Raw genomic sequence first — 25,377 nt, forward strand, 5'->3', positions numbered from 1 at the left:
GCGTCAGGCCGGGGCGGGAACTTCGCCAATTGAAAACATGCGCAGCGCATAGAAAATGCGAGGGGGTGCTCAGCGCTGGAGGATCATCTCGCCGCGGGAGAAGCTGACGGAGGCGAAGCGCTCGAGGTAGCGCATGCCGAGGAGGGAGCCGTTCATCTGGCCGTCGTTCACCAGCGCGGTGACGTTGCGGTCGGTGATGGCGCCGAGGCGGACCTCGTCGAGGCGCACCAGAGAGGTGCGTACCTCGCCGTTGGCGGTGTTGGCGCGGCCCATGTAGGCGAGGGTTTCGGGGTCGATCCCGGCGGCGCGGGCGTCGTCCTGGCTCAGCACCATGTCGGAGGCGCCGGTGTCGACCACGAAGCGGGTGGGGGCGCCGTTGATGTCGAGTGTGAGGTAGTAGTGGCCGTCGGAGGAGACGGGCACTTCGACGCGGCCATCGCCCTCGAAGACGGATTGTTGGGGGGCGACCTCGCGTTTCACGTCGTCCCAGAGGCCGTAGGCCACGATCACGCCGAGGAAGATGAAGACCCAGAGCGCGGCGTGGCGCGCGGTCTGGCCCCAGTTGGTGCGGCCGGACACGAAGAAATAGCCGCCGACGAAGACGCCGAGCAGGATGAGATAGGTGAGCCGTCCGAGGGTATCGCCGTCCATACCAAATACTTAGGGCGGGAACGGCGGGTTTGCTAGAGCAGGGACAGGTCGCGCAGCCCGTCGATGACGAATTGCACCGAGAGGGCGGCCAGCAGCATGCCGAGGAGGCGGGTGGCCACGTTGATGCCGGTCTTGCCGAGGAGGCGCTGGAGCAGGCCCGCGCCGAGGAAGAGGATCAGCACGAGGGCGAGCACCGTGGCCATGACGGCGATCACCTGAAGGGTGGAGGACCACGTGGCGTTGGGGGCGCCCGACAGAAGGATCATCGAGGCGATGGCGCCGGGTCCGGCGATGAGGGGGGTGGCCAGCGGGAAGATCGAGGGATCGGGGCGGTCTTCCTCGGTCTGGTCCTCGCGGCGCTTGGTGCGGCGCTCGAAGAGCATTTCGAGCGCGGTGAGGAAGAGGAGCAGGCCGCCGGCGATGCGGAAGGCGGGCATGGAGATGCCGACGAAGCCGAGCACCGCCTCGCCGGCGATGCCGAAGAGGCAGAGCAGGGCGAAGCCGATCGCCACCGAGCGGAAGGCGATGGCGCGGCGGCGGGCCGGGCTGTCATCCTGGGTGAGGGCGGCGAAGAGGGGCGCGAGGCCGAGCGGGTCGATCACCACGAAGAGGGTGACGAAGGCGGAGATGAGGAAGGCGGTATCCATCTGCCCCGACTAGGGCGAAAGGCGCGGCGGGGCAAGAGCCGCCGCGCCGGGAAGCTCAGTCGAGAAAGGCCTTTTCGACCACGTAATGGGCGGGCTTGGAGTTGGCGCCCTCTTCGAGCCCGTATCCCTCCAACATCTCCTTCAGTTCGAGGTTGAAGGCGAGGTTGCCGCAGATCATGGCGCGGTCGGTCTCGGGGTTGAGCGGGGTGCATTCGAGGTCGGTGAAGGCCTCGCCGCTGCGCATCAGGTCGGTGATACGGCCCATCTTTGCGCTCTCCTCGCGGGTCGTCGTCGGGTAGTAGCGGATCTTCTTCCAGAAGCCCTCGCCGATCACCTCGTTCAGCAGCTCGTCATCCTTGAGGCTTTCGATCAGCTCGCGGCCATAGGTCAGCTCGCCGGCCTCGCGGCAGGTGTGGGTGATGACGATTTCATCATAGTCTTCATAGGTTTGCGGCTCGCGCAGCAGCGAGGCGAAGGGCGCGAAGCCGGTGCCGGTGGCGAAGAACCAGAGGCGCTTGCCGGGCAGCAGGGCGTCGTGCACCAGGGTGCCGACGGGCTTGGGGCGCAGGATTAGCTCGTCGCCGGGCTGGATGTGCTGGAGCTTGGAGGTCAGCGGGCCGTCCTGCACCTTGATCGAGTAGAATTCCAGCTCCTCGTCCCAGGAGGGGGAGGCGATGGAATAGGCGCGCAGCAGCGGTTTCTGCTTGCCCGTCTTCGGGTCAGCATCGCCCATCAGGCCGATCATCACGAACTCGCCGGAGCGGAAGCGCATGGAGGCGGGGCGGGTGCAGCGAAAGCTGAACAGCCGATCGGTGTAGTGCTTTACCTGCGTGACGGTCTGGGCGTCGGGCAGGGCGGGGGCGGCTTTGACGGGTTGGGCTTGGGCTTGGGTCACGGGGCTCTGTTCGGTCATGGGCATCTGTCGCGGGCAGTCTCGGCCTCGCGGCTCCTTGGTGCTTTGATCTGTATCAGGGTTGGCGGATGGCTGCGATGGGTCTCAGCCGCGCAGGCGCGACTGGTAGTCGTTCGCCTGCCAGTCGGCGCGGAATTTCCACTCGGCCTCGGGCTGGCGGGCGGCGAGATCCGGGGAGATCTCGACCTCGTCGAAGCCACAGCGGCGCGCCATGGCGTATTGATCCGAGATCACGTGACCGGCGGCGCGCAGGCGACCGGCAAAGCCCATGCGGCGCAGGGCCTTGGCATGGGTGAAGCCACGGCCATCGGCGAAGCTGGGAAAGGCGACGCGGATCAGGTCGATCTGGTCGAGCCGGGCCGAAAGCGTGGCCGGGTCGTCGGCGGGGCCGAGATCGACCGCCAGCGCGGGCGCGGCGGGGCTTTCACCCAGCTCTTCGAGCGGGGTGAAGCCGTGGGTCCAGTCTTCGAGAGAGAAGCCGGTGTCGGTGACGATTGTGTTTGCTGTCTCGGTCATGTCAGGCGCTCTTTCTTTCGGGCGCGGGCAGGGGGCCTCGGACCACCTTGCCGTCGATGAAGTGGATGCCGCATTCTTCCTTGTCCTCGCCGCGCCAACGGCCGGCGCGGGGGTCTTCGCCCTCCTTGACGGGCGTGGTGCAGGGCCAGCAGCCGATCGAGGGGTAACCCTTGGCGACAAGCGGATGGCGGCGCAGGTCGTGGGCGTCCATGTAGGCCTTGAGGTCGGTGGCCGACCAGCCTGCGAGCGGGTTGATCTTGATGCGCGGGCCTTCGCTCTCGAAGTAGTCGAGCGTGGCGCGGGCCTCGGCCTGAAAGCGTTTGCGGCCCGTCACCCAGCCGTCATAGGCCAGCAGGGCGTTGGCGAGCGGCACGGTCTTGCGCAGGTCGCAGCAGGCATCGGTGGAGCGCTGGTGCAGGGTATCGTCGGGGTCGGCCTCGGCCAGGGTGGCCTGGGGCGCGCGGATCTGCTCGATGCCGGTCAGCCCGAGTTTCTCGGCAACATCGGTTTGATATTGCAGGGTTTCCTCGAAGAGCATCTGGGTGTCGATGAAGAGAACCGGCGCGGCGCGGTCGATTTCGGAGATCATGTGCAGCAGCACCACCGACTCGGCCCCGAAGGAGCTGACGGTGGCGATGCGGCCCATGGCCGGATCGGTGAGGGCGTGGCGCAGCACCTCCTGTGCCGTGGCCCCGGCGAACTTCTCGTTCAGTGCGCGGGCCTCGGCGCTCGCGCGGGCTTCGGCCACCTCGTCGGTGACGCCTGTGACGGTATCACGCGGCATTGCGAGCCTCGCTTTCTGGGTAGAGGGCGGCCTTGAAGGGCGCATCCCCCAACCGTCGGAAGGTTTGCAGGAAGGTCTCGGACTTCTCGGAGCGCAGGTCGAGATAGGCCAGCATCAGGCGTTCGATGGCAGGCACGATCTCGTCGGCGGAGAAGCCGGGGCCCATGCGGGTGCCGACGGCTGCGGTTTCGGTGTGATCGCCGCCGAGCGTGACCTGGTAGTTCTCGACGCCGGCGCGATCCAGCCCGAGGATGCCGATATGGCCCACGTGGTGGTGGCCGCAGGCGTTGATGCAGCCGGAGATCTTGATCTTCAGCTCGCCGACCTCGTGCTCGATCTTCAGCTCGTCGACGCGGGTGGCGATTTCCTGCGCGATCGGGATCGAGCGGGCGGTGGCCAGCGCGCAGTAGTCCATGCCGGGGCAGGCGATGATGTCGGAGGCCAGCCCGATGTTGGCGGTGCCGAGGCCAGCCGCCGAGAGCGCCGCGTGGATCGCGGGCAGGTCGCCCTTGTGCACGTGGGGCAGGATGACGTTCTGCTCGTGGCTGATGCGAAGCTCTCCGTGGGCATACTCTTCCGCCAGCTCGGCCATCAGGCGCATCTGGTCGGAGGTTGCATCTCCGGGGGTCTTACCGTGGGCCTTTATCGAAATTGTGACAATGGCGTGGTCGGGTTTGCGATGCGCGGCCAGGTTGGTGTCGGCCCAGGCGCGGAAGACCGGGTCGGTTGCATAGGCGGAGTCGTAGGCGGCCGTGTCGCCCTCGCGCAGGGCGGGGGTGGCGAACTGGGCCTTGATGGCGGCCAGCAGCTCCTGGTCGACGCCGGAAAACTCGGGGCGGATCTCGGCAAAGCGGGCCTCGATCAGCTCGCGCATGGTGTCGATCCCGTTCTCGTGGACGGTGATCTTGATGCGGGCCTTGTACTTGTTATCGCGACGCCCGAGCGTGTTGTAGACGTGGACGATGGCCTCGCAATAGGGCAGCAGGTCGGCTTCGGGGAGGAAGTCGCGCACCACCTTGCCGATCATCGGGGTCCGGCCGAGGCCGCCGCCGATGATGACCTTGAAGCCGCGTTCGCCGTTCTGCTCAAGAAGCTGAAGGCCGATGTCATGCGAGCGGATCACCGCGCGGTCGGCCTCGGCGCCGGTCACGGCGATCTTGAATTTGCGGGGCAGGAACTGGAATTCGGGGTGGTCGGTGGACCATTGGCGCAGCAGCTCGGCATAGGGGCGCGGGTCGGCCACCTCGTCACCGGCGGCACCGGCGAAGTGGTCGGAGGTCACGTTGCGGATGGTGTTGCCGGAGGTCTGGATGGCGTGCATCTGCACATCGGCCAGCGCCTCGAGCATGTCGGGCACGTCCTTCAGGGCGGGCCAGTTGTACTGGATGTTCTGGCGGGTGGTGAAGTGGCCGTAGCCCTTGTCCCAGGTGTCGGCGATATAGGCGAGCTGGCGCATCTGGCGGGCCGAGATGGTGCCATAGGGGATCGCCACGCGCAGCATGTAGGCGTGCAGTTGCAGGTAGAGGCCGTTCATCAGGCGCAGCGGCTTGAACTCGTCCTCGGTGAGCGAGCCGTCGATGCGGCGCTCCACCTGGGCACGGAACTGGCTGACGCGGGAGCGGACGAAGGCTTCGTCGAAGTCGGTGTAGTTATACATTTTCCACCTGCTTGCCGTGGGGATAGTTGGAGGGGCCGGTGGCGCGGAAGGCCTCGCGGAAGTGGGTGGGCTTGGGGCCTTTGGGCGAGGCTTCGGCATCGGCCAGGTAGGCGCCGACGATCTCGGAGCTTTGCAGCTCGGCGGCGGAGAGCGCGGCCGTTGCCGGGCCCTCTTCGGTGAAGAGACGGGCATCGGTGTGGCTGCGCGACCAGCTGCCGGACTCGGTGAGATAGATCACGTCGCCCTCGATGAGCGCGTTGGCCGTGACGACCTTGGGGGTAAAGGCTTTGGGCATTACTGGGCGGCTTTCAGCTTGAGTTCGGTGGCTGCCTCACGCGGGGCGAGGCCATAAAGCAGGACGGCGGGGCCGGAAAGGGCCTCGGTCGTCTCGGGCAGGGCGGCAAGGGTGGTATGCAGGATGCGGGTATCGGGGCGCGAGGCGTTCTCGACCACGGTGACATCGGTGGCGGGGGAGGCGCCGTGCATCATCAGGCGGCCCTGAAGGAAGCGCGCGCCCTTCTTGGCCATGTAGATGGCGGCGACAGCGCCGGGCGCGGCCAGCGCGTGCCAGTCCTGCTCGGTGAAGCCCTTGGTGTCGTGCCCGGTCAGAAATCGCAGGTCGGAGTTACGACCCCGCTTGGTGAGGCTCTGGCCGATGGAGGCCGCGGCGGCGGAGGCGGCGGTGATGCCGGGAAGGATGCGGGTGGCGATGCCATGGGGGGCAAGCGCCTCCATCTCCTCATCGAGGCGGCCATAAATGCCGGGATCGCCCGCCTTGAGCCGCACGACCTTTTCGCCCTTCAGCGCATGGCCGACGATGAGCGCGTTGATCGCCTCCTGCGGGGTGGACTTGCCGAAGCCGTGCTTGGCAACGTCGATCATCAGTGCCTCGCGGCGCGCGAGTTCGAGGATCGCGGGGGAGACCAGACCGTCGTGCATGATGACCTCGGCCTCATCCAGCGCGCGGCGGGCGGCGAGGGTGAGCATCTCGGGGTCGCCGGGGCCAGCGCCGACGAAGGCGACTTCGCCCGGCTCGGGGGCCTCGTCGAGGTGGCGGGCGAGAAGGGTGTCGAGCGCGGCGCGAGCGCTGTCTTCGCCCTGTGCCAGCGCCTTGGGGCCCTCGTTGAAGTAATAGTCGGCCCAGAAGTCGCGGCGCTTCTTGCCCATGGGTAGGGCATCGGCGGCCTTGCGGAAGCTCTTGCCGATGCGGGTGAGCAGGCCGAGAGAGGCGGGCAGGCGCTCTTCGAGATCGCGCTTGATGGCGCGGGCGAGCACGGGGGCCGCGCCCTCGGTGCCGATCGCCACCGTCACCGGGTCGCGGTCGACGATGGCGGGGGTGATGAACTGGCTGTTGTGCAGATCGTCGACGATGTTGACCAGCGCGCCCTCGGCCTCGGCCAGTGCCTTGATCCGGGCATCCTCGGCGGCGTCCTCGTTGGCGCCATAGGCAAGGCGGCTGCCAGTGAAGTCGCCCGCGCGGGCGGCGCGGCGGTGCAGGGTGATGGCGCCCTCATCGGCCAGCGTTTCGAGATCGGCGTGGGGCGCCTCGGCATAGACGTGCAGCGCGGCCTCGGTCTTGGTAAGCAGGCGCAGCTTGGCCAGCGCCGCCTCGCCGCCGCCCGAAAGCACCACGCGCTCATTGCGGGTGTTGAGGAAGATCGGGAAATGCTGCATGGCGGCGTACTCCTGTGGCTTGCCCAAGGATATAGAATTTTGTTCTGGTAAATGGCAGTGCTTCGCGGCAGTTAGGGAAAAACGTTCTACCGATCTGCCTATATGGGCTGTAATTCCACCAAACAGGGAGAAATGCGAATGTCTGTCCGCCTCGACAGGATCGACCGGAAAATCCTTGCGGAACTTCAGAGTGACGCAGCGCAATCGCTCGACGAAATTGCCAAGAAAGTGGGCTCGTCGAAGACCCCGGTGTGGAATCGGGTGCGCAAAATGCGCGAGGCCGGGGTGATCCGGCAGAACACCGTGCTGCTCAATGCCGAGGCGCTGGGGCTGGAGGCCTGTTTTTTCGTGCTGATCCGCACTTCGGAGCATGAGGCGGACTGGCAGAAACGGTTCCTCGAGGCGCTGCGTGTGCGCCCCGAGGTGCTGGAGGCGCATCGGCTGGCTGGGGATATCGATTACATCCTCAAGGTGCAGGTGACGAATGCCCGGGCCTATGACGAATTCTACCAGGCGCTGATCTCGGAGGTGAAGATCCACAACGTGACGGCGCTGCTCTCGATGGAGGAGATCAAGAGCACCACGGCGCTGCCTGTCGGGGCGGAGTGAGGTGGTGCGCTGCGGAGGCGCGTTGCGGTTTTCGGCGGGTTTGGAGCGGGGGCGCAGCCCGCGCGCCCAACGAGAGATTTAAGATAATAAAATAAACACGTTATGGGGCGTAGTTAATTCGCCTCTTCAAGTGCCTTGAACACCGGTTCGAGCTTGCGGGCGAGGCCGGTGGAGAGCCCGTCACGGATGACCGATTGCTCGCCTGCGCCGATGCCCCAGTCTTCCCAGATCACCAGACGGCCCTCGGGGACTTCGCGGTAGAGCGAGGCCCAGACGGCGCCGCTGTCGGGGTCGGTCGTGGCGCGGATGTAGAAGGTGAGGTTGAGCGGGGCGATGAAGGCGAGGTCATCGGGGGTCGGGGCGTATTGGTCGGTGCCGAAGCCCCATTCGATCAGGCCAAGGTGGCGGTGTTTCAGGCCCGCCTGTGCGGCCATGCCGGCGACAGAGGTTGCCAGTGGGGCGCACATGTCGTTGGCGAATTGGGCGCGGGTGAAGGTGACGCATTGGGTGAGGATGCCGTCGTAGCCCGAGGCGCGCTCGGGGGAGAGCACGCGCTCCTGCGCGCTGGCGGGAAGGGCGGTGAGGGCGAGGCAAAGAAGGGCGTTGCGCATGGAAAACTCTTGAAACAATGCCCGGAAGGTTAGGCGGTGACGAGCAGCTTTTCCAGCCCGTGGAAGTGGTAGACCGGGGCGAAGCGGGGCGGCGCGGCGAGGGCGAGGTGGGGGCAGGAGGTGAAGAGCGCGGGCAGGGCGACCTGCAACTCGAGCCGGGCCAGCGGCGCGCCGACGCAGAAGTGCAGCCCGGCCCCGAAGGACATGTTGGAAGGTCCGCGGCGGGCGGGGTTGAAGCTGTCGGGGTTGGGGTAGGCTTCGGGGTCGCGGTTGGCGGCGGCGAGGAGGCAGGAGAGCCTGTCGCCGCGTTTGAAGGCATGGCCGCAGATCTCGACATCCTCGCGCGCGATGCGCTCGAAGATGTGCAGGGGTGGGGCGAAGCGGAGCACTTCCTCGGACAGAAGCGGGGCCTCCTCGGGGGATGAAGCATGGGCTTCAAGGCCCTGTTCGCAAATGAGTTTTACCCCGTTTCCGAGGCTGTGAACCGTGGCCTCGTGGCCCGCGTTCAGCAGCAGGATGACGGTGGAGGTCAGCTCGGCGGCGGTGAGGCGCTCGCCCTCGGTTTCGGCGGCGATGAGCTGGGAGATCAGGTCGTCGGCGGGGGTCGCGCGGCGGCGGGCGATCTCGTCGGCGAGGAAGGCGGTGAAGGCGCGGGTGGCGGCGATGGCGGCGTCTTCCATCGCCCGCGTGCGCCCGGCCTGATACATGCCGACCATGGCGTTGGACCAGGCCAGCAGGTCGGGGGCACGGGCGGTGTCGACGCCGAGCAGGGTGGCGATGGTGATGACCGGGAGCGGCTTGCAGAAGGCGTCGATCAGATCGAAGGGGCCGCTGGGGAAGGCCTCGATCAGCCGGGCGCAGAGCGCCTCGAGCGCCGGGCGCTGGGCCTCGACGGTGGCCGAGGTGAAGGCGCGCAGCACCAGCCCGCGCAGGCGGGTGTGGCGGGGCGGGTCCAGTTCGAGCATCGAGTGGGCCTCGACATCGTAGAAGGGTTGCAGACGCGCGGGCACGGGGGGCGCGAGGTCGGGCGGCATTTCGCGGCCGAAGCGGCGATCTTTCAGCAGGCGCTTCACGGTGGCGTAGCCGGCGCAGGCGACTTGGCCGTAGTCTTCCCACCAGAACAGCTCTCCGGCCGCGCGGGCGCGGTGGTAGAAGGGGTAGGGGTCCTGCACGAAGGCCGGATCGGTCGGGGATTGGGAGAGGGCGCGCATGGCGGCGACGCTTTCAGAGGCCTCGGCAATTGTCTAGAAGGTTGGGGATGACGCGACGGCTTTTGGTGATCCTTCTCTACCTCGGTGCGGCGGCGCTGCTCAGTGCGGCGGCGGGCTGGGGTGGCTTTGTTTCGGCGCTCGACGAGGTGGAGCGGCGCGGGCAGAGCGATCTGCGGCTGACATCGCAGCGGCTGACGACCCAGTTGCAGAGCTATGCCGAGCTCGCCGTGGCGCTGGCCGACCGGCCCGAGCCGCGGGCGCAGGTGGCGGGCCGGGGCGCGAAGGAGTGGATTTCGGCCCTGTTGCAGCGCCATGCCGACATGACCGGCAGCGCGGCCATCTACCTGACCGACGAGGCGGGCCGCGTGCTGGGCTCGACCGAGGCCGAGGGGCCAGCGCTGCTGAACGGCCCCGAGATCGTGCGGGCGCGGCAGGGCGCGCTGGGCAGCAGCCATCGGGTGGATCAGGCGAGCGGCAAGCGGCTCTATTCCTACGCCGCGCCGATCTTTGCCCCGGCCGGGCCGGTCATGGGGATGGTGGTGGTGCGGGCCGATCTGCGGCTGATCGAGCTGGACTGGGCGGGCGATCCGGTTCCGGTGTTCTTTACCGACAGTGACGGGATCGTCTTTGTGGCCAACCGCACCGAGCTGCTGTTCATGAGCCGCGAGGGGGCCGGGGGCGAGGCGGTGCATGAGGGGGCGCAGGTGAAGCCGTTCTTTGGCTTCAGGCCATGGCAGGCCGAGGGGCGCGACCTGTGGTGGGTGGATGGCGGGCCCTACATTCCGGGCGCGGCGCTGCACCTGGTGCAGGATCTGCCGGTGATCGGGATGCGGGGCGAGGCGCTGATTTCGCTCTCGCCGGCCTTGCGGCTCGGGGCGCTGGCGGCGGCGGCGGTGGCGGCGCTCTGCCTGGGGTTCGGGGCCTTCCTGTTTCTGCTCAGCGAGCGGCGGCGGGCGCTGGCGGAGCGGCTCGGGGTGGAGGCGCGGGCCAATGCGGTGCTGGAGGCGCGCGTCGAGAAGCGCACGGCGGCGTTGCAGGCGGCCAATGTGCGCCTCGAGGGCGAGGTGCATGAGCGCAAGGAGGCGGAGGCGGCGCTGCGGCGCGCGCAAGCGGAGCTGGTGCAGGCGGGCAAGCTCTCGGCGCTCGGTCAGATGAGCGCCGGGCTGAGCCACGAACTGAACCAGCCGCTGATGGCGATCCGCTCCTTTGCGGAGAATGCCGAGAGCTTTCTGGAGCGCGGCAGCCCGGAGAAGGCGGCGCAGAACCTTGGCCGGATCGGCGACCTCGCGCGCCGGATGGGCCGGATCATCCGCAACCTGCGGGCCTTTGCCCGGCAGGAGAGCGAGCCGATCGGCCGGGTCGACCTGGGCGCGGTGGTGGAGACGGTGTTGGAGATGGTGGAGGGCCGGATGGGGCAGCTGGGCGTGGCGCTGGACTGGGCCGCGCCCGAGGCGCCGGTGATGGTGCGGGGCGGCGAGGTGCGGCTTCAGCAGGTGGTGCTGAACCTTGTCAGCAACGGGATTGATGCGATGGCCGGGCGCGAGGGCGCGCAGCTTGGCATTGCGGTGATGCCCGGCACCCCGGTGCGGCTCGTCGTGCGCGACACCGGCCCCGGCATTGCCGAGCCCGACCGGATCTTCGACCCGTTCTATTCGACCAAGGAGGTGGGGGCGAGCGAGGGCATGGGGCTGGGGCTTTCCATCAGCTACGGGCTGGTGCAGAGCTTTGGCGGCAATATCCGCGGTGTGAACCGCGAAGGCGGCGGGGCGGAATTTACGGTGGAGCTTCAGCCTGCCGACATGGAGGTGGCGGCATGAGCGATGCGGCGCGGCGGGTGCTGGTGGTGGATGACGATGCGGCGGTGCGCGAGGCGCTGGGGCAGACGCTGGAGCTGGCCGATATCGAGCCGATCCTTGCGGGCAGCTACATCGAGGCGAAAGACCACATCGGGCCGGAGTTCGACGGCGTGGTGGTGAGCGATATCCGGATGCCGGGGCGCGACGGGTTCTTTCTGCTGGCCGAGGCGCGGCGGCGCGATGCGGAGCTGCCGGTGATCTTGCTCACCGGCGAGGGCGATGTGCCGATGGCGGTGAAGGGGATTGGCGAGGGGGCCTTCGACTTTGTCGAAAAGCCCTGCGGCCCCAAGGAGCTGGTGGGCGCGGTGGAAAAGGCGCTGCGGGCGCGGGCGCTGGTGCTGGAGAACCGGCGGCTGAAGCGGGAGCTGGAGCGGGGCGATGCGGCGTCGCGGATGATCTTCGGCCATTCCGCCGAGGCGCAGGGGATGCGGCGGCAGGTACGGGCGGTGGCACGCGCCGGGGCGGAAGTGATGGTGACGGGGGGACCGGGCTCGCAGACGGCGAAGATTGCCGAGGTGATTCACATCATGTCGCCCGCCTCGCCGCAGCCTTTCGTCAAGCGCCTCGCCGCCTCGCTCGATGAGGCGCGGCTGGATGCGGCCATTGAGGCGGCGGGCGCAGGCACCCTTTTTCTGGATGAAATCAGCGCCTTGCCGGCGGCGGTTCAACTGGTCTTGTTGGATCGGCTGGAGGCGCCGGGGGAGGCGCGGATCATTGCGGGCACCACCCGCGACCTCCTGGCCGAGATGGCGGCGGGCCGCTTTGCCGCCGATCTCTACTATCGGCTCGATGTGATGCAGGTGCGGATTCCGACGCTGGAGGAGCGGCGCGAGGATATTCCGGTGCTGTTTCGCCACTACGTGGCGCAGGCGGCGGAGCAGGCGGGCATTCCGGAGCCGGAGGTGAGCGAGGAACATCTGGCCGGGCTGATGGCGCAGGACTGGCCGGGCAATGCCCGTTCGCTGATGAGCGCCGCCATGCGCTTTGTGCTGGGCATGCCGGGCGAGGTGCAGGAGGCCGCCGAGCTTGGGCTGGCCGAGCAGATGGCGCGGGTGGAGAAGTCGCTGATCGCCGCCGCGCTGGGGCGGCAGAACGGCAATGCCACCGCCACGGCGGCGGTGCTGGGGCTGCCGCGCAAGACCTTCTACGACAAGCTGGCGCGGCACGGGCTGAAGGCGGAGGATTTTCGGCGCTAGCAGCGGCCGGGAGCGGACCCGCCGGTGGGCGATGTCATCCTCGGGCCTGACCCGAGGATCTCTTGTTGGCCGCCGGGAGATCCTCGGGTCAGGCCCGAGGATGACAGCCAGTGGCCGGCACGCCGTTACTCGGCGGCGGTTTTCATCTCGAAGCCCTGTTCGATCATGTCGGCAGGCTCGACCGGGTATTCGCCGGAGAAACAGGCATCGCAATAGGCCGGGCTTTTCGGGTCGCGGCCCTTGGCCTCGCCCACGGCGCGGTAGAGCCCGTCGAGCGAGATGAACTTGAGGCTGTCGACACCGAGGTAGTCGGCCATTTCATCGGCGCTCATGTTGGCCGCCAGCAGCTTGCTGCGCTCGGGGGTGTCCACCCCGTAGAAGCAGGGCCAGGCGGTGGGCGGCGAGGCGATGCGGAAGTGGACCTCGGCGGCGCCCGCATCGAGGATCATTTCCTTGATCTTGCGCGAGGTGGTGCCGCGCACGACCGAGTCATCGACGAGGATCACCCGCTTGCCCTTGATCAGCGCCCGGTTGACGTTGAGCTTGAGGCGCACGCCCATGTTGCGGATCTGCTCGGTCGGCTCGATGAAGGTGCGGCCCATGTATTGATTGCGGATGATCCCCATGGCGTAGGGAATGCCGCTTTCGAGCGAGAAGCCAATGGCGGCCGGTGTGCCGCTGTCGGGCACCGGGCAGACCAGATCGGCATCGACCGGGGCTTCCTTGGCCAGCTCGCGGCCAATCGCCTCGCGGGTCTCGTAAACGGAGCGGCCGCCGAGGATGGAATCGGGGCGCGAGAAATAGACATGTTCGAAGATGCAGAACCGGCTTTTCTTGGCGCGGAAGGGGTGGCGGCTGTCGACGCCGTCCTTGGTGATCACCACCATCTCGCCCGGCTCGATCTCGCGGACGAATTCGGCGCCGATGATGTCGAGCGCGCAGGTTTCGGAGGCCAGCGCCCAGCCGTCGCCGATCTTGCCGAGCACCAGCGGGCGCACGCCCAGCGGGTCACGCACGCCGATCAGCTTGGTGCGGGTCATGGAAACGATGGAAAAGGCGCCTTCGACCCGGCGCAGCGCATCTTCCAGCCGGGCGGGCACGTCACGCTGGAGCGAGCGGGCCATCAGGTGGATGATGCATTCGGAATCCGAGGAGCTCTGGAAGATCGAGCCGCGTTCGATCAGCTCCTTGCGCAGGGCTCCGGCGTTGGTGATGTTGCCGTTGTGGGCAATCGCCGCGCCGCCCATGGAGAACTCGCCGAAGAAGGGCTGCACGTCGCGGATTTGGGTGTTGCCCTTGGAGCCGGTGGTGGAATAGCGCACATGGCCGATGGAGAGCCCGCCGGGGAGCGTGTCCATCAGCGAGGCCTTGGTGAAGTTGTCGCGCACGTAGCCGAAGCGGCGGGCCGAGTTGAAGCCGTGCTCGGGATCGTGGCTGACGATCCCGCCAGCCTCCTGTCCGCGGTGCTGCAGCGCGTGCAGGCCGAGGGCCACGAAGTTGGCGGCCTGTTCGACGCCGATCACGCCGAAGACGCCGCATTCTTCGCGGAGCTTGTCATCATCAAAGGGGTGCGCGGGGGGCATGGCAGGTTGGCCGTGCTGATCGTCGGGCAAGGGGCAGCTCCGAATCCGGCTATGTGAGCGTTGGCCCCCGTTTAACCCTTGGCGCGGGCGCTGTCATCCCTTTGTCACGGATGAGTGACGCCTGATTGACGCGGGGGCGGCGGGGTGCGCGGGGATTGCGCACCCTTGGGGGCGGGGTGCCCGGTTTTTAAGGGCTGCACGGTTGCGGTGCGTTGCGCACGCCGCCCGGGCCGCGCGTCACTCGGACGCGGGCTGCTCGGGTAGGGCGGTCGGGTCTGCCGGGGCGGCTGCGGGGGCGCCGCAGGCACGGTCGGTCAGGCTCTCGAACTTCTCGCGGAACCAGTTCATCACGCCTTCCTGGTCGGCAATCTCGCCGTCGATCCGCCCCTTGGCGGAGCCGAAGAGCTTGGCGGTCTGGCTGTCGTCGACGAAGGCGAGGCTCTCGCTTCCGGCGATGAAATCGTAGAGCACCAGGGCGATCGCGATGAGGATCAGGCCGCGCAGGGCGCCGAAGACGAAGCCGAGGCCCTGATCGAGCGCGTTGAGCGCCGAGCGCTGCACGAGGCTGGCAAAGAGCGGGGTGAAGAGGGCGAAGATCACGAGGCCGATGGCGAAGACCACGACGAAGCCCGCGCCCGTTGCAAGTTCGCAGTTGTCGAGGAAGTCCTGCACCACCGGGATTTCCTTGACCAGCGGCACGGCCTGGGGCGCGAAGAGGAAGGCCAGGACGGCGGCGCCGATCCAGCCTGCGATGGCGAGGATCTCGCGCACGAAGCCGCGGGAGTAGGCGAGGATCGCCGACAGAACGATGACGACGGCCACGCCCGCGTCAAAAATGGTGAAGCCTTCCATGTGCTCTCTTCTTGCCTTTCCGGTCTCTCAGCCTGCGCCGAACATCTCGCCCACGAAGCCCGTGAGGTCTGCCATGCGCCGCAGGTCCATGCCCCCGCTGGAGGTCGTCTTGGACCCCTCTGCCAGCGTTGCGCAGGAGAAACCAAGTTTTTGCGCCTCTTTCAACCTGTTTTCGGTTTGCGAGGAGGGGCGGATGGCGCCGGTGAGGCTGATCTCGCCGAAAATCACCATGCCCTTGGGCAGCGCCACGTCTTCGCGGGCGGACAGCAGGGCGGCGGCAACGGCGAGATCGGCGGCGGGTTCATTGACGCGCAGCCCGCCGGCGACATTGAGATAGACATCCATTCCGGCGAAGGGGATGCCGCAGCGGGCCTCGAGCACGGCGAGGATCATCGCCAGCCGCCCCGAGTCCCAGCCCACCACCGAGCGCCGCGCCTGGCCGGCGGGCGCGGGGGCGACGAGGGCCTGAAACTCAACCAGCACAGGGCGCGTGCCCTCGATCCCGGCAAAGACGGCGGTGCCCGGGGCGGGGTTTTCGTTGTCCGACAGGAAGAGGGCGGAGGGGTTGGAGACTTCGGAGAGGCCGGCGCCGGTCATCTCGAAGACGCCGATCTCGTCGGCCGGGCCGAAGCGGTTCTTGACCGCGCGCAGGATGCGGAACTGGTGGCCGCGCTCGCCCTCGAAGTAGAGCACCGTGTCGACCATGTGCTCGACCACACGGGGGCCCGCGATTTGGCCCTCCTTGGTGACATGGCCCACGAGAATGACGGCGGTGCCCCGCCGTTTGGCGAATTGGGTCAGCTCGTGGCAGGCGGCGCGGACCTGAGAGACCGAGCCGGGAGCGGAATCGACGGTGTCGCTCCACATGGTCTGGATCGAATCGATGATGCAGAGGTCGGGGCGCTCGGCGTCGAGCGTGGTGAGGATGTCGCGCAGGCTCGTTTCGGTGGCGAGCTTCACCGGCGCATCGGCGAGCCCGAGGCGGCGGGCGCGCATCCGGACCTGGGCCGAGGCCTCTTCGCCGGAGATGTAGATGGTCTTCTGCCCGGCCTGCGCAAAGCGGGCGGCGGCCTGGAGCAGGAGGGTGGACTTGCCGATGCCCGGATCGCCGCCGACGAGGATGGCGGAGGCGGGCACGAGGCCGCCGCCGAGCACCCGGTCGAACTCGTCGATGCCAGAGGTGGTGCGGGGGGGCGGGGCTTCGGGCGAGGAAAGATCGGCCAGCGGGATGGTCGCGCCCTTGCGCGCGCCAAGCCCCTTGCCCTTGGGCCCGGAGGACAGCGGTGCCTCTTCGGTGATGGTGTTCCATGCGCCGCAGGCATCGCATTGCCCCGACCACTTGGAATGGGAGGCACCACAGGCGGTGCAGGTGAAGGCGAGGGCTTTGGCCATGGCGCCTTTTGCCCGCTGTGGCGCGGCTTGGGAAGGGGGCAGCAGAAGAGATTTGAGGCCTCCGGCGGGAGATATTTGGAGCAAGAAAATGAACAGGGCTGGTCGGGGGGCGGGCTGGCGGGCTATGCGGGGGGATGTTCGAGACAGTGATATTGGAGCCGCTGAGGCTTCCGAAGGACGCACCGCTCGAGCGCGTGCGGCTGGCCCCGACCGAGGGGCGGGGGCCGGATTACGATACGATGTTCGACTTTCGTACGCTCGCCTATGGCGCGGTGAGGGCGCGCGGCGGGGTGGTGCTGGTGTGCCCCAAGCTCGGGCGGCTGGCGCAGGTTCTGCGGGACGCGCGGATTGCCGGAGCGGGCGGGGCATTGCGCTGGCGCGGAATGCGGCGGTTTCGGCGGTATGACGAGGTCTGGATTTCGGGGGGCGAGCCGGGGCCGGTTCTGGAGGTTGTGCTGCCGGAGGCTGCGGGCGGGGCGGTGCGGCGCATCACGGTGATGACACGGCGCCCGGTCTTTGACGGGCTGCGCTGCCTGACCACCAAGAGCAAGGACAATGATCTGGCGTGGATTGCAGACTGGGCGCGCCACCACGTGCGTGCACAGGGCGCGGAGGGCGTGGTGCTGTTCGACAACGGCTCAACCGCCTATGCGCCCGAGGAGGTGACGGAGGTGCTGGCCGCAAGCGGGCTGAAGGCCGCGACGGTCGTGAGCGCGGACCTGCCCTTCGGGCCGACCGCGGTGAAACCGCCGCACCACATTGCGCTGTTCTTCCAGTCCGCCACGCTGAACCTTGCCCGGCATTGGGCCCTTCCGCGCGCCGCGGCGGTGGCGGTGAACGACATTGACGAGCTGTTCCTGAGCCGGGGCGGGCGCACGATCTTCGAGGCGGCGGAGCAGAGCCGGCTGGGCTATGTGACGGCGCAAGGGCACTGGCGGAGCCGTGCGCAGCAGGAGGGGCCGCCGCGCCATGTGCAGCACGTGATGCGGGACGTGCCCGAGGCGCTGTGCAAGGAGAAGTTCTGCATTGTTCCCGGAGGGCCGCTGCGCTGGTTTGGCTGGGATGTGCATGGGGTCGGGCGCTACCAGTTCAACGGGATCGCGCGGGCGAGGGACCAGTATTTTGCCCATTGCCGGGAGATCTCCACCGGCTGGAAGTACCAGCGCGGCAGCTCCGACGGGGCGGTCGAGCGCTGCCCGGAAACCGCGGCGGGGCTTGAAGCGTCACTCGGCGGTGGGGCTTAGGGCAACCGGCTCCGCGGCGGGATGGAGCGTGGCGGCGGGCCGCGGCGGGGGCAGGCGCTTGCGGCTCTTCTCGGTGGCCCAGGAGATGGCGATCGAGGCGAGGATGCAGGCGGTGAAGAGATAGAGGCCCCAGGCGACCTCGACGCGGCCGACGCCGATGCCCTTGGCGACGACGATGTAGAGCGAAATCAGGAAGATATCGGCCATCGCCAGCTTGCCCAGCACCTGCAGGGCGGGCAGCACCTTGCGGTGCATCAGGCCGAAGTGCAGCAGGGCGAGGCCGATGGTTTTGAGGTAGGGGGCGAAGAGGGCGAAGGCGGTGACGAGGAGGGCAAGGAACACGTCCTTGCCCCAGAGCTCCTGCAGGCCGGAGATCACCGAGATTTCCGACAGGCCGAAGAGCGGCAGCAGCCCGGCGCGCAGCAGCGGCGCGAACCACGCGACCGGAAACAGCAGCAGAAGCGAGAGGTTGGCGAGCTTGAGGGCGAGCTGCAAGGGCGGGCCTTAGGGCAAGGGGCGTTGCCTGTCACATAGGGGCGGGGGGGCGGAATGTGAAGGTTTCCCGCCCCTTGGGCCCGCGCGCGCCGCGGCCGCGACGCGCTATTCGGCGGGGCTCGCCGTGGCCGGTTGTGGCTTGGCGGGATGGGGTTTGCCGGGGTGGGGCTTGGCGGCCATCGGCACCACCTTGCGCTCCTCGCTGTCGCTCGGGGGCAGGGGCTCTTCCTCGACGTCGAAGCCAAGCTCGGGCAGAAGCTCCAGCAGGTCCTTCTCGAGCTGGGCGAGCTGGGTGGCCTGGATGCTCTCTTCCACGTTGATCTGCTGCGACCAGCGCTTGATCTCGTCGGTGGTCTTCTGGGCGAGGGTCAGACGGTCGGAGAAGGCGTCGATCTCTTCCTGGCGTTGGCGCAGGAAGGTGGTGGCGCGTTCCATCTTCTCGTCGGAATAGACGGTGGCGAGGTCGCGGCTGACCTGGCTCATCTGGGCGGCGACTTCGAGCACGCCGGGCTCGAGGCCGCGCAGGTCGGGGTGGCGGCGCATGAAGGCCATGCGCTCGCGCACGGCGTCGAACTCGGAGCTCATCGAGAATGCGCCGTTGCGGTCGGCGGCGTGGCAGACGGCGTAGGCGCGGGCGATATCGTCCATCGAGAGGTGGAAGTCGCGGTGGCTCTTCTGCAGCGCGAGGATGTGGCGGTTGGCCGGCAGGAAGGTGCAGAGCGCAAGGGCGAAGACGGCGAGGCCGGACTGGATCCAGATGCCGGCATTGGCGTAGGTGGTTTCCCCGAAGGTGAGGGAGGCCTCCAGCCAGGGCAGCACCCCGAAGGCCGCAAGCAGCGTCGCCCCGATGAGGCCGATGGCGAGCATCGCGATGGCGGTGAGTGACAGCGCACGCAGCGCCTGAAACAGACGGTCTGCGGGCGTCTCGTTGGTTGCGTTCATGATATCCCCCTTCACACGTGTGGCCCAAACCTCTGGACCGAAACGGTAATTTCCCAGCACGGGTAGCTTAGCGGAGGATTGCCGTTTGGTTAATCTGTTTCTCTTGGGACAGTGCTGATGGGGTGGGATGATTGTTTCGCCGGTGGAGACAGTGACGGGCGCCGTGCCGGATTTTCGGGCAGTTGCGCAACCGTGGTCGCGACCGATCAGTAAGGCACCGTGAGGCTGAGCAGGGTGGCGGCGATGGCGGCAGAGAACACAAGGCAGGTGAGCGCGGTGATGACCCATCCGAGCGGCCGGCCTGCGCGGTGCAGCACCGGGATGACGGCGATGGTCCAGAGCAGGATGGCGGCGCCGTTGACGATGGCGAGGAGGCGGAAGTTGTGCTCGATCAGCCAGCGGCCCAAGGCGCGTGAGGCGAATTCCTCGACCGCGAAATAGGCGATGGCGAGGGTGAGGAGCAGGACGCCGAGGAGGGCGAGCAGGCGGGCGGCGCGGCGGGGCAGGCGGATGAGTTGCACAAGGATGGCCACGGCGCTGACCGCGAAGCCGAGGATCAGGAGCGGGATCAGCAGGAGCAGGGCCATGGCGCGCCTTTGCGGGTCTGGGGGCGGCGGATGACGGAGGTTAGCAGGTTTTGCGCCGGAAAGCCCGAGGCGCGGGCTCAGCGCAGGGTTTCGATCGGGCCTTCGGCGCTGCCGTGGATGAACTGCGTCAGGTAAGGGTCTGATGCGGCGTCCATTTCGCTGACTGGTCCGGTCCAGCGGATCTTGCCGGCGTGGAGCATGGCCACGTCATCTGCGATGGCGCGCACCGAGGTCATGTCGTGGGTGATGGTCACGGCGGTGGCGCCCATCTCGACCACGATCTCGCGGATCAGCTCGTTGATGACCCCTGCCATGATCGGGTCGAGGCCGGTGGTGGGCTCGTCAAAGAAGATGATCTCGGGCTCGGCTGCGATGGCACGGGCGAGGCCGACGCGCTTTTGCATGCCGCCCGACAGCTCGGCGGGGAAGAGGTCGGCGGTTTCGGGGCCGAGGCCGACGCGGCGGAGCTTTTCGATGGCGATCTCGCGGGCTTCCGGCTTCGGGCGCTTGAGGGCGCCGCGCAGCAGGCGGAACGCGACGTTTTGCCAGACCGGGATCGAATCGAACAGGGCACCGCCCTGAAACAGCATGCCGAAGCGCGCCAGAAAGGCCTCGCGGGCGGCGGCGGACTTGACGGCTGCGACGGGGGCATCGTCGACGGTGATGCTGCCCCGGTCGGGGGCGACGAGGCCGAGGATGCACTTGAGCGTCACCGACTTGCCGGTGCCCGATCCGCCGATGATGACCATGGAGCGGCCCTTGCCGACCGAAAGATCGACGCCGCGCAGAACATCCTTGGTTCCGAAGGACTTATGAACGTTGCTCAGCTCGATCATACGGAGAAAAACGCCTGTGTGAGCAGGAAGTTGGCGGCGAGGATGAGCACCGCGGCGGCGACGACGGAGGACTTGGTGGCGCTGCCCACGCCCTGGGCGCCGCGGCCGGAGTTCATGCCGTAGTAGCAGCCCATCAGCGCCGCGATGAAGCCGAAGGCGGCCCCTTTCACCAGCGAGGAGATCATGTCGAGCGCCTCGAGAAAATTCCAGGTGTTCTGCAGGTAGGCGGTGGGGTTGAAGCCGAGCCGCTCGGTGGCCACCAGGAAGCCACCCATCACGCCGATCACATCGCCGACGGCCACGAGCAGGGGCACGGTGATGAGGGCGGCGAGCACGCGGGGCACGGTAAGATATTTCATCGGGTGGGTCGAGAGGGTGACGAGCGCGTCGATCTGCTCGGTCACCTTCATGGTGGCAATTTCGGCGGCCACGGAGGAGGTGACGCGGGCGGCGATCATCAGCCCCACAAGCACCGGCCCGAGTTCGCGCACCATGCCGATGGCGACGATCTGGGGCACCACCGCCTCGGCGTTGAAGCGCGAGCCGCCGGAGTAGATCTGCAGGGCCAGGGCGCCGCCGGTGAACACGGCGGTGAGGCCAACAACGGGGAGCGAATAATACCCTACGTTCAGAATGGCTTGCCAGAGTTCCTTGAAGTAGAATGGCGGGCGGACGATGTGGCTGAGGGTGGCATAGAGAAACAGAGCAACCCGGCCGACCGAGGCCAGTGCCGCGAGGGTGGCCCGGCCGAGAATGGCAAGCGGGGTGAGGAGCGCCGTCAAGGCCCGCTCAGCCCGCCCGGCCGGAATAGCGGCGGGCGTAGCGGGGGCCGAGCGCGGTGAGGATCTCGTAGCCGATGGTGTCGGCGGCGGCGGCCACGGCGTCGATCCCCTGTTCGGGGCAGAGCAGCGAGAGCACGCGGGGTTCGTGGCTGAGGCCGGAGATGTCGGCCACCACGAGGTCCATCGAGACGCGGCCCAAGACCGGGCATTCGACGCCATCGGCCCAGAGGCTCAGCTTGCCGGAGAGCCCGCGCAGGATGCCATCGGCATAGCCGGCGCCGACGGTGGCGGTGGGGGTGTCGACCGGGGCCTGCCAGGTGGCGTTGTAGCCGACCGACTCGCCCTTGAGGACCACGCCGGTCTGGATCACCGGCAGGTCGAGCTGCACCGCCTGCCGGGCGTCGCGGAAGGGCAGGCCGCCGTAGAGGCCGATGCCGGGGCGGGTGAGTTCGAAGTGATAATCAGCGCCCAGCAGGATGCCGCCGGTGGCCCCGAGCGAGCGCGGAATGCCGCAGCCCGAAGTGAGTTCGCGGAAGAGCTGCACCTGCGCCTTGTTCTGCGGGCTCTCCGGCTCGTCGGCGGAGGCAAGGTGGCTCATGATCAGGCGCGGTTTGCGGGGCACGGCGACGTCGCGCACCGCCGTCCACTCGCCGGGCTCCATGCCCAGCCGGTTCATGCCGGTGTCGAGCTGGATGCCGAAGGGCGATTGGGGCAGGGCTTCGAGGTGGCGGGTGAGCTGGTCGATCGAGTTCAGCATCGGGATCAGCTCGAGATCGCCCAGCATGTCGGTGTCGCCGCGCATGTGCCCGGAAAACACGTAGATTTCGGGCCCGCGCCCGAGCGCGTTGCGGATCGCCGAGCCCTCTTCGGCCTGCGCCACGAAGAAGCGCCGTGCACCGGCATGGGCCAGCGCCCGCGCCACCCGGCCGGCGCCGAGGCCATAGCCGTTTGCCTTGACCACGGCACCGGTTTCGGTGCCGCTGCCCGACAATGCGTCAAGCGCGGTCCAGTTCGCCGCAATGGCGTCGAGATCAATGGTTAACTGCCCGGTACCCATGGGGCCGGTTTTTGCGGGGGGCGGGGGGCGGCGTCAAGCGCGAAAGCGTGCTGCGGCGCGGCATCGCCCGGGGTGGCGCCGGAAGGCGGGACAAGTCCCGCCCTACGACTTGCGGCGACGCACCTGCTTGGGGCGGACGTGATGCTCGATTTCGTCGTAGAGCTTGGCCGCCACGTTCTTGTCGGTCGCCGCCTCGATCCCTTCGAAGCCGGGCGAGGAATTGACCTCGAGCACCTTGGGCCCGGTTTCGGAGCGCAGCAGGTCCACCCCGGCCATGCCGAGGCCGAAGGCCCGGGCGGCGCGGGTGGCGGTTTCGCGCTCGAGTCGCGAGATCCGCACGGTCTTGGCGGTGCCGCCCCGGTGCAGGTTGGAGCGAAAGTCGCCCTCCGCCCCGGTGCGCTTCATCGAGGCCACGACCTTGCCGCCGATCACGAGGCAGCGGATGTCTTCGCCCGCCGCCTCCTTGACGAAATCCTGCACCAGGAAGTTGGCGTTGAGGCCACGGAACGCGTCGATCACCGACTCGGCGGCCTTGCGGGTTTCGGCCAGCACCACGCCCTTGCCCTGGGTCGATTGCAGCAGCTTGACGATCAGCGGCGCGTTGCCGGCGAGGGTGATGAGGTTGGCGGTGTCCTTTGGCGAGGCGGCAAAGGCGGTGTCGGGCATGGGCACCTTGGCGCGCGACATGATCTGATGCGCGTGCAGCTTGTCGCGCGAGGCGGTGATGCCGTGGGCGGGGTTCACCGAGAAGGTGCCGATGGTTTCGAACTGGCGCACGATGGCGGTGCCGTAGGTGGTGACGGAGGCGCCGATGCGGGGGATGATCGCATCGTAGCGGGGCAGGCGCTTGCCGTCGTAATGCACCTCGGGGGCGAGGGTGGAGATGGCCATGTAGCAGCGGGTGGTGTCGATCACCTCCACCGTGTGGCCGCGCTTCTCGCCCTCTTCGATCAGGCGGCGGGTGGAGTAGTTGTTCTCGCGGCTGAGAACCGCGATGCGCAGCGCCCGGGGCGGCTGGGCCGTGCGCACGGCGGGGGAGTGGTAGACATCGTAGTCCAGCTCTGGTTGGCAGAGCCGGTCGGTCGCGTTGATGGCGATGCCCTCGCGCAGCGCTTGCCGCCCGAGCAGCATCCGCGAGGCCATGGTGGAGCGGTCGGTGAGGGTCACTTCGATGGGCCAGCTCTGGCCGGCCACTTCGATCGCGGTTTCGATGACGTAGCGCAGCTCCTTCTCGCCGTTCGAGGATGTAATCTCGCGGCGGTCGAGGATGGTGGCGGAGCAGGGGATTGTCAGATCCTCGCGGCCCGGAATCGGGTGCACGGTGAAGCGGACCTTGGGCTTGCCATGGGGGCCGAAGGTTTCGATCTCGGAGGCATGGAGGGCCGAGGTGCGGGCGCCGGTATCGACCTTGGCCTTCAGCGCAGGCAGGCCGAGGGCGGGCAGTGCGACCCATTCTTCCCAGCCGAACTGGAGGGGGGCGAGGGGCTCGGATGGGCTCATCGTGCGTCCTTGAAGCTGGCGGGGCGGGAGGGGGTGAGTGTGACGGTCCGGGATTCGGCGCTCGGGCCGTTGGTAACCCATCGCGGGGGGCGCTGGCCATGGGGGAGGGTGCGGCAAGGTGCGGCACGGGGTTGGATCGGGGCGGCCCGAGGGTCGGCTGCACAGCGCCCGCCGCGCACTGCCGGGACGCCGCAGGCGCGAGGTCGCCGCCGCGCGTTGGCATGGGCGCTGGCCGCTTGCACCCGGGCGGCTTTGGTGTCTTCGGCCTCATCGGCGGCCCCCGACCCAGCAGGGCGTCCCCCGATCCCGCAAGATGGCGCACGAGCGGCCCGCGCGAGCGCCCTCCGCAGGGGCGGCGAATGGCCGGGCGCGCAAAACCCCTTGAGTTCCGCGCCCGGATCGCCAATCAGGGCGGAATGAGCGAAAGAGTAACCTTCGAGGTCACGGCGCGGGACGGCAAGGCCCGGCTGGGGGCCATTTCCACCCCGCGCGGCGAGATCCGCACGCCCGCCTTCATGCCGGTGGGCACCGCCGCCACGGTGAAGGCGATGCTGCCCGAGAGCGTGGCGGCCACCGGGGCCGATATCCTGCTGGGCAACACCTATCACCTGATGCTGCGGCCCGGGGCGGAGCGGGTGGCGCGGCTGGGCGGGCTGCACCGGTTCATGAACTGGGACAAGCCGATCCTGACCGACTCGGGCGGCTTTCAGGTGATGAGCCTCGCCGAGCTGCGCAAGCTCACCGAGGAAGGGGTGACCTTCCGCAGCCATGTCGATGGCTCCAAACATGTGCTGAGCCCGGAAACCTCGATGGAGATCCAGCGGCTGCTCGGCTCCGACATCGTGATGTGCTTTGACGAATGCCCGGCGCTGCCCGCCACAGAGGATGCGGTGGCCGAGAGCATGCGGCTGTCGATGCGCTGGGCGCAGAGGTCGCGCGATGCCTTCGGCGACAGGCCGGGGCATGCGCTCTTCGGCATCCAGCAGGGCGGTGTGACCGAGGCGCTGAGGGCGGAGTCGGCGGAGGCGCTGAAGGCGATCGGCTTCGATGGCTACGCGATCGGCGGGCTGGCCGTGGGCGAGGGGCAGGAGGCGATGTTCGGGGTGCTGGACTACGCCCCGGGCCAGCTGCCCGAGGACAAGCCGCGCTACCTGATGGGCGTGGGCAAGCCCGATGACATCGTGGGCGCAGTGAAGCGGGGCGTGGACATGATGGACTGCGTGCTGCCCTCGCGCTCGGGGCGCACCGGGCAGGCCTGGACCCGTCGCGGGCAGGTGAACCTCAAGAACGCCCGCCACGCAGACGACCCGCGCCCGCTGGACGAGGCCTGCAGCTGCCCGGCCTGCCGGAGCTACTCGCGCGCCTACCTGCACCATGTCTACCGCGCCGGCGAGATGATCGCGGGGATGCTCCTGACCTGGCACAACCTGCATTACTATCAGGAGCTGATGGCCGAGATGCGGGGGGCGATTGCCGAAGGGCAGTTCGAGCGGTTCGAGACGCAGTTTCACGCGCTGCGGGCCGAGGGCGACATTCCCCAACTCTGAGCGCATGGCGACGCCGCGCGCAGCGGCGCTCCCACCCGCCCACCCCGCGCCGCCACGCGCGGCTCGGTGCGCCCGAGGCGCCATCCTGCGACGTCCAGCAGAAGGCGAGCCCGCAGACACAGGCCCAAACGCCCGCGCCCGGTCGCGCCCCTGTTCATTTTCTTGCTCCAAATATCTCCCGCCGGAGGCCTCAAATCTCTTCTGGCCCGCTTTCGGCGTAACCCGCCACGCCAGC

General features: G+C 68.2%; 25 protein-coding genes. 5 read left to right on the forward strand and 20 right to left on the reverse strand.

What is annotated here, in order from left to right; genetic code table 11:
• Window positions 1–69 precede the first annotated feature (69 nt).
• From GTH22_RS03035 to cysG, 8 genes are all read right to left on the reverse strand, one after another.
• On the reverse strand, window positions 70–651 hold the full coding sequence (locus GTH22_RS03035; RefSeq protein ID WP_252943094.1) for a TIGR02281 family clan AA aspartic protease: 582 nt from the start codon (window positions 649–651) through the stop codon (window positions 70–72).
• 32 nt (window positions 652–683) lie between these two features.
• Window positions 684–1,298 carry a MarC family protein gene (locus GTH22_RS03040; RefSeq protein ID WP_252943095.1) on the reverse strand — a complete coding sequence of 205 codons (615 nt, stop codon included), beginning with the start codon at window positions 1,296–1,298 and terminating at the stop codon, window positions 684–686.
• 55 nt (window positions 1,299–1,353) lie between these two features.
• Window positions 1,354–2,211: a ferredoxin--NADP reductase gene (locus GTH22_RS03045; RefSeq protein ID WP_252943096.1), complete on the reverse strand. Its 858-nt coding sequence runs from the start codon at window positions 2,209–2,211 to the stop codon at window positions 1,354–1,356.
• A gap of 84 nt (window positions 2,212–2,295) precedes the next feature.
• Window positions 2,296–2,727 (reverse strand): DUF934 domain-containing protein, encoded by a 432-nt coding sequence (locus GTH22_RS03050; protein WP_252943097.1) that lies wholly within the window; start codon window positions 2,725–2,727, stop codon window positions 2,296–2,298.
• A gap of 1 nt (window position 2,728) precedes the next feature.
• On the reverse strand, window positions 2,729–3,511 hold the full coding sequence (locus GTH22_RS03055) for a phosphoadenylyl-sulfate reductase (protein ID WP_252943098.1): 783 nt from the start codon (window positions 3,509–3,511) through the stop codon (window positions 2,729–2,731).
• Entirely contained in the window at window positions 3,501–5,168 is a 1,668-nt protein-coding gene (locus GTH22_RS03060) for a nitrite/sulfite reductase (protein ID WP_252943100.1), read from the reverse strand. Before GTH22_RS03060 ends, GTH22_RS03055 begins: the two co-directional genes overlap by 11 nt.
• On the reverse strand, window positions 5,161–5,463 hold the full coding sequence (locus GTH22_RS03065; RefSeq protein ID WP_252943102.1) for a DUF2849 domain-containing protein: 303 nt from the start codon (window positions 5,461–5,463) through the stop codon (window positions 5,161–5,163). The genes GTH22_RS03060 and GTH22_RS03065 overlap by 8 nt, the downstream gene beginning before the upstream one ends.
• Window positions 5,463–6,842, reverse strand: coding sequence for a siroheme synthase CysG (gene cysG / locus GTH22_RS03070; protein WP_252943103.1), 1,380 nt, complete (start codon window positions 6,840–6,842; stop codon window positions 5,463–5,465). The genes GTH22_RS03065 and cysG overlap by 1 nt, the downstream gene beginning before the upstream one ends.
• A gap of 138 nt (window positions 6,843–6,980) precedes the next feature.
• Between cysG and GTH22_RS03075 the strand changes: the two genes are divergently transcribed.
• Entirely contained in the window at window positions 6,981–7,451 is a 471-nt protein-coding gene (locus tag GTH22_RS03075) for an Lrp/AsnC family transcriptional regulator (protein WP_252943105.1), read from the forward strand.
• Window positions 7,452–7,564: 113 nt separating this feature from the next.
• Here GTH22_RS03075 and GTH22_RS03080 read toward each other — a convergent pair whose 3' ends face one another.
• Window positions 7,565–8,062 (reverse strand): hypothetical protein, encoded by a 498-nt coding sequence (locus tag GTH22_RS03080; protein WP_252943107.1) that lies wholly within the window; start codon window positions 8,060–8,062, stop codon window positions 7,565–7,567.
• 29 nt (window positions 8,063–8,091) lie between these two features.
• A complete protein-coding gene (locus GTH22_RS03085; protein ID WP_252943109.1) occupies window positions 8,092–9,273 on the reverse strand; it encodes a cytochrome P450 in 1,182 nt (393 codons plus the stop codon).
• A 47-nt stretch (window positions 9,274–9,320) separates the two neighbouring features.
• Between GTH22_RS03085 and GTH22_RS03090 the strand changes: the two genes are divergently transcribed.
• Together GTH22_RS03090 and GTH22_RS03095 are read left to right on the forward strand one after the other, a co-directional pair.
• Window positions 9,321–11,090, forward strand: coding sequence for an ATP-binding protein (locus GTH22_RS03090; RefSeq protein WP_252943111.1), 1,770 nt, complete (start codon window positions 9,321–9,323; stop codon window positions 11,088–11,090).
• Window positions 11,087–12,325: a sigma-54 dependent transcriptional regulator gene (locus GTH22_RS03095; RefSeq protein WP_252943112.1), complete on the forward strand. Its 1,239-nt coding sequence runs from the start codon at window positions 11,087–11,089 to the stop codon at window positions 12,323–12,325. Before GTH22_RS03090 ends, GTH22_RS03095 begins: the two co-directional genes overlap by 4 nt.
• 125 nt (window positions 12,326–12,450) lie before the next feature.
• Here GTH22_RS03095 and purF read toward each other — a convergent pair whose 3' ends face one another.
• The 3 genes from purF to radA form a co-directional block, all read right to left on the reverse strand.
• A complete protein-coding gene (gene purF / locus GTH22_RS03100; protein WP_252943114.1) occupies window positions 12,451–13,908 on the reverse strand; it encodes an amidophosphoribosyltransferase in 1,458 nt (485 codons plus the stop codon).
• Window positions 13,909–14,145: 237 nt separating this feature from the next.
• Window positions 14,146–14,760: a CvpA family protein gene (locus tag GTH22_RS03105; protein WP_252943116.1), complete on the reverse strand. Its 615-nt coding sequence runs from the start codon at window positions 14,758–14,760 to the stop codon at window positions 14,146–14,148.
• Window positions 14,761–14,787: 27 nt separating this feature from the next.
• Window positions 14,788–16,152, reverse strand: coding sequence for a DNA repair protein RadA (gene radA, locus GTH22_RS03110; protein WP_252943118.1), 1,365 nt, complete (start codon window positions 16,150–16,152; stop codon window positions 14,788–14,790).
• A gap of 134 nt (window positions 16,153–16,286) precedes the next feature.
• Between radA and GTH22_RS03115 the strand changes: the two genes are divergently transcribed.
• Complete coding sequence (locus GTH22_RS03115) at window positions 16,287–17,396, forward strand: hypothetical protein (protein WP_252943120.1); 1,110 nt, start codon at window positions 16,287–16,289, stop codon at window positions 17,394–17,396.
• Here GTH22_RS03115 and GTH22_RS03120 read toward each other — a convergent pair.
• The 7 genes from GTH22_RS03120 to rimK form a co-directional block, all read right to left on the reverse strand.
• The gene (locus GTH22_RS03120; RefSeq protein WP_252943122.1) at window positions 17,376–17,891 is read right to left on the reverse strand and encodes a paraquat-inducible protein A; all 516 of its coding nucleotides are present in this window, start codon (window positions 17,889–17,891) and stop codon (window positions 17,376–17,378) included. The two genes, GTH22_RS03115 and GTH22_RS03120, sit on opposite strands and share 21 nt — an antisense overlap.
• Window positions 17,892–17,996: 105 nt before the next feature.
• Window positions 17,997–18,833 (reverse strand): DNA repair protein, encoded by an 837-nt coding sequence (locus tag GTH22_RS03125; protein WP_252943123.1) that lies wholly within the window; start codon window positions 18,831–18,833, stop codon window positions 17,997–17,999.
• Between the two features lie 206 nt (window positions 18,834–19,039).
• The gene (locus GTH22_RS03130) at window positions 19,040–19,420 is read right to left on the reverse strand and encodes a hypothetical protein (RefSeq protein ID WP_252943124.1); all 381 of its coding nucleotides are present in this window, start codon (window positions 19,418–19,420) and stop codon (window positions 19,040–19,042) included.
• Between the two features lie 77 nt (window positions 19,421–19,497).
• A complete protein-coding gene (locus GTH22_RS03135) occupies window positions 19,498–20,256 on the reverse strand; it encodes an ABC transporter ATP-binding protein (protein WP_252943125.1) in 759 nt (252 codons plus the stop codon).
• Entirely contained in the window at window positions 20,253–21,038 is a 786-nt protein-coding gene (locus GTH22_RS03140) for an ABC transporter permease (protein ID WP_252943126.1), read from the reverse strand. Before GTH22_RS03140 ends, GTH22_RS03135 begins: the two co-directional genes overlap by 4 nt.
• Window positions 21,039–21,045: 7 nt before the next feature.
• Entirely contained in the window at window positions 21,046–22,095 is a 1,050-nt protein-coding gene (gene alr / locus GTH22_RS03145) for an alanine racemase (protein WP_252943127.1), read from the reverse strand.
• A gap of 102 nt (window positions 22,096–22,197) precedes the next feature.
• Window positions 22,198–23,595 (reverse strand): 30S ribosomal protein S6--L-glutamate ligase, encoded by a 1,398-nt coding sequence (rimK, locus tag GTH22_RS03150; protein ID WP_252943128.1) that lies wholly within the window; start codon window positions 23,593–23,595, stop codon window positions 22,198–22,200.
• A gap of 416 nt (window positions 23,596–24,011) precedes the next feature.
• Here rimK and tgt point away from each other — a divergent pair, with 416 nt between their 5' ends.
• Entirely contained in the window at window positions 24,012–25,142 is a 1,131-nt protein-coding gene (gene tgt, locus GTH22_RS03155; protein ID WP_252943129.1) for a tRNA guanosine(34) transglycosylase Tgt, read from the forward strand.
• Window positions 25,143–25,377: the final 235 nt, after the last annotated feature.

Source organism: Oceanicola sp. 502str15, from assembly GCF_024105635.1.
Lineage (GTDB): Bacteria > Pseudomonadota > Alphaproteobacteria > Rhodobacterales > Rhodobacteraceae > Vannielia.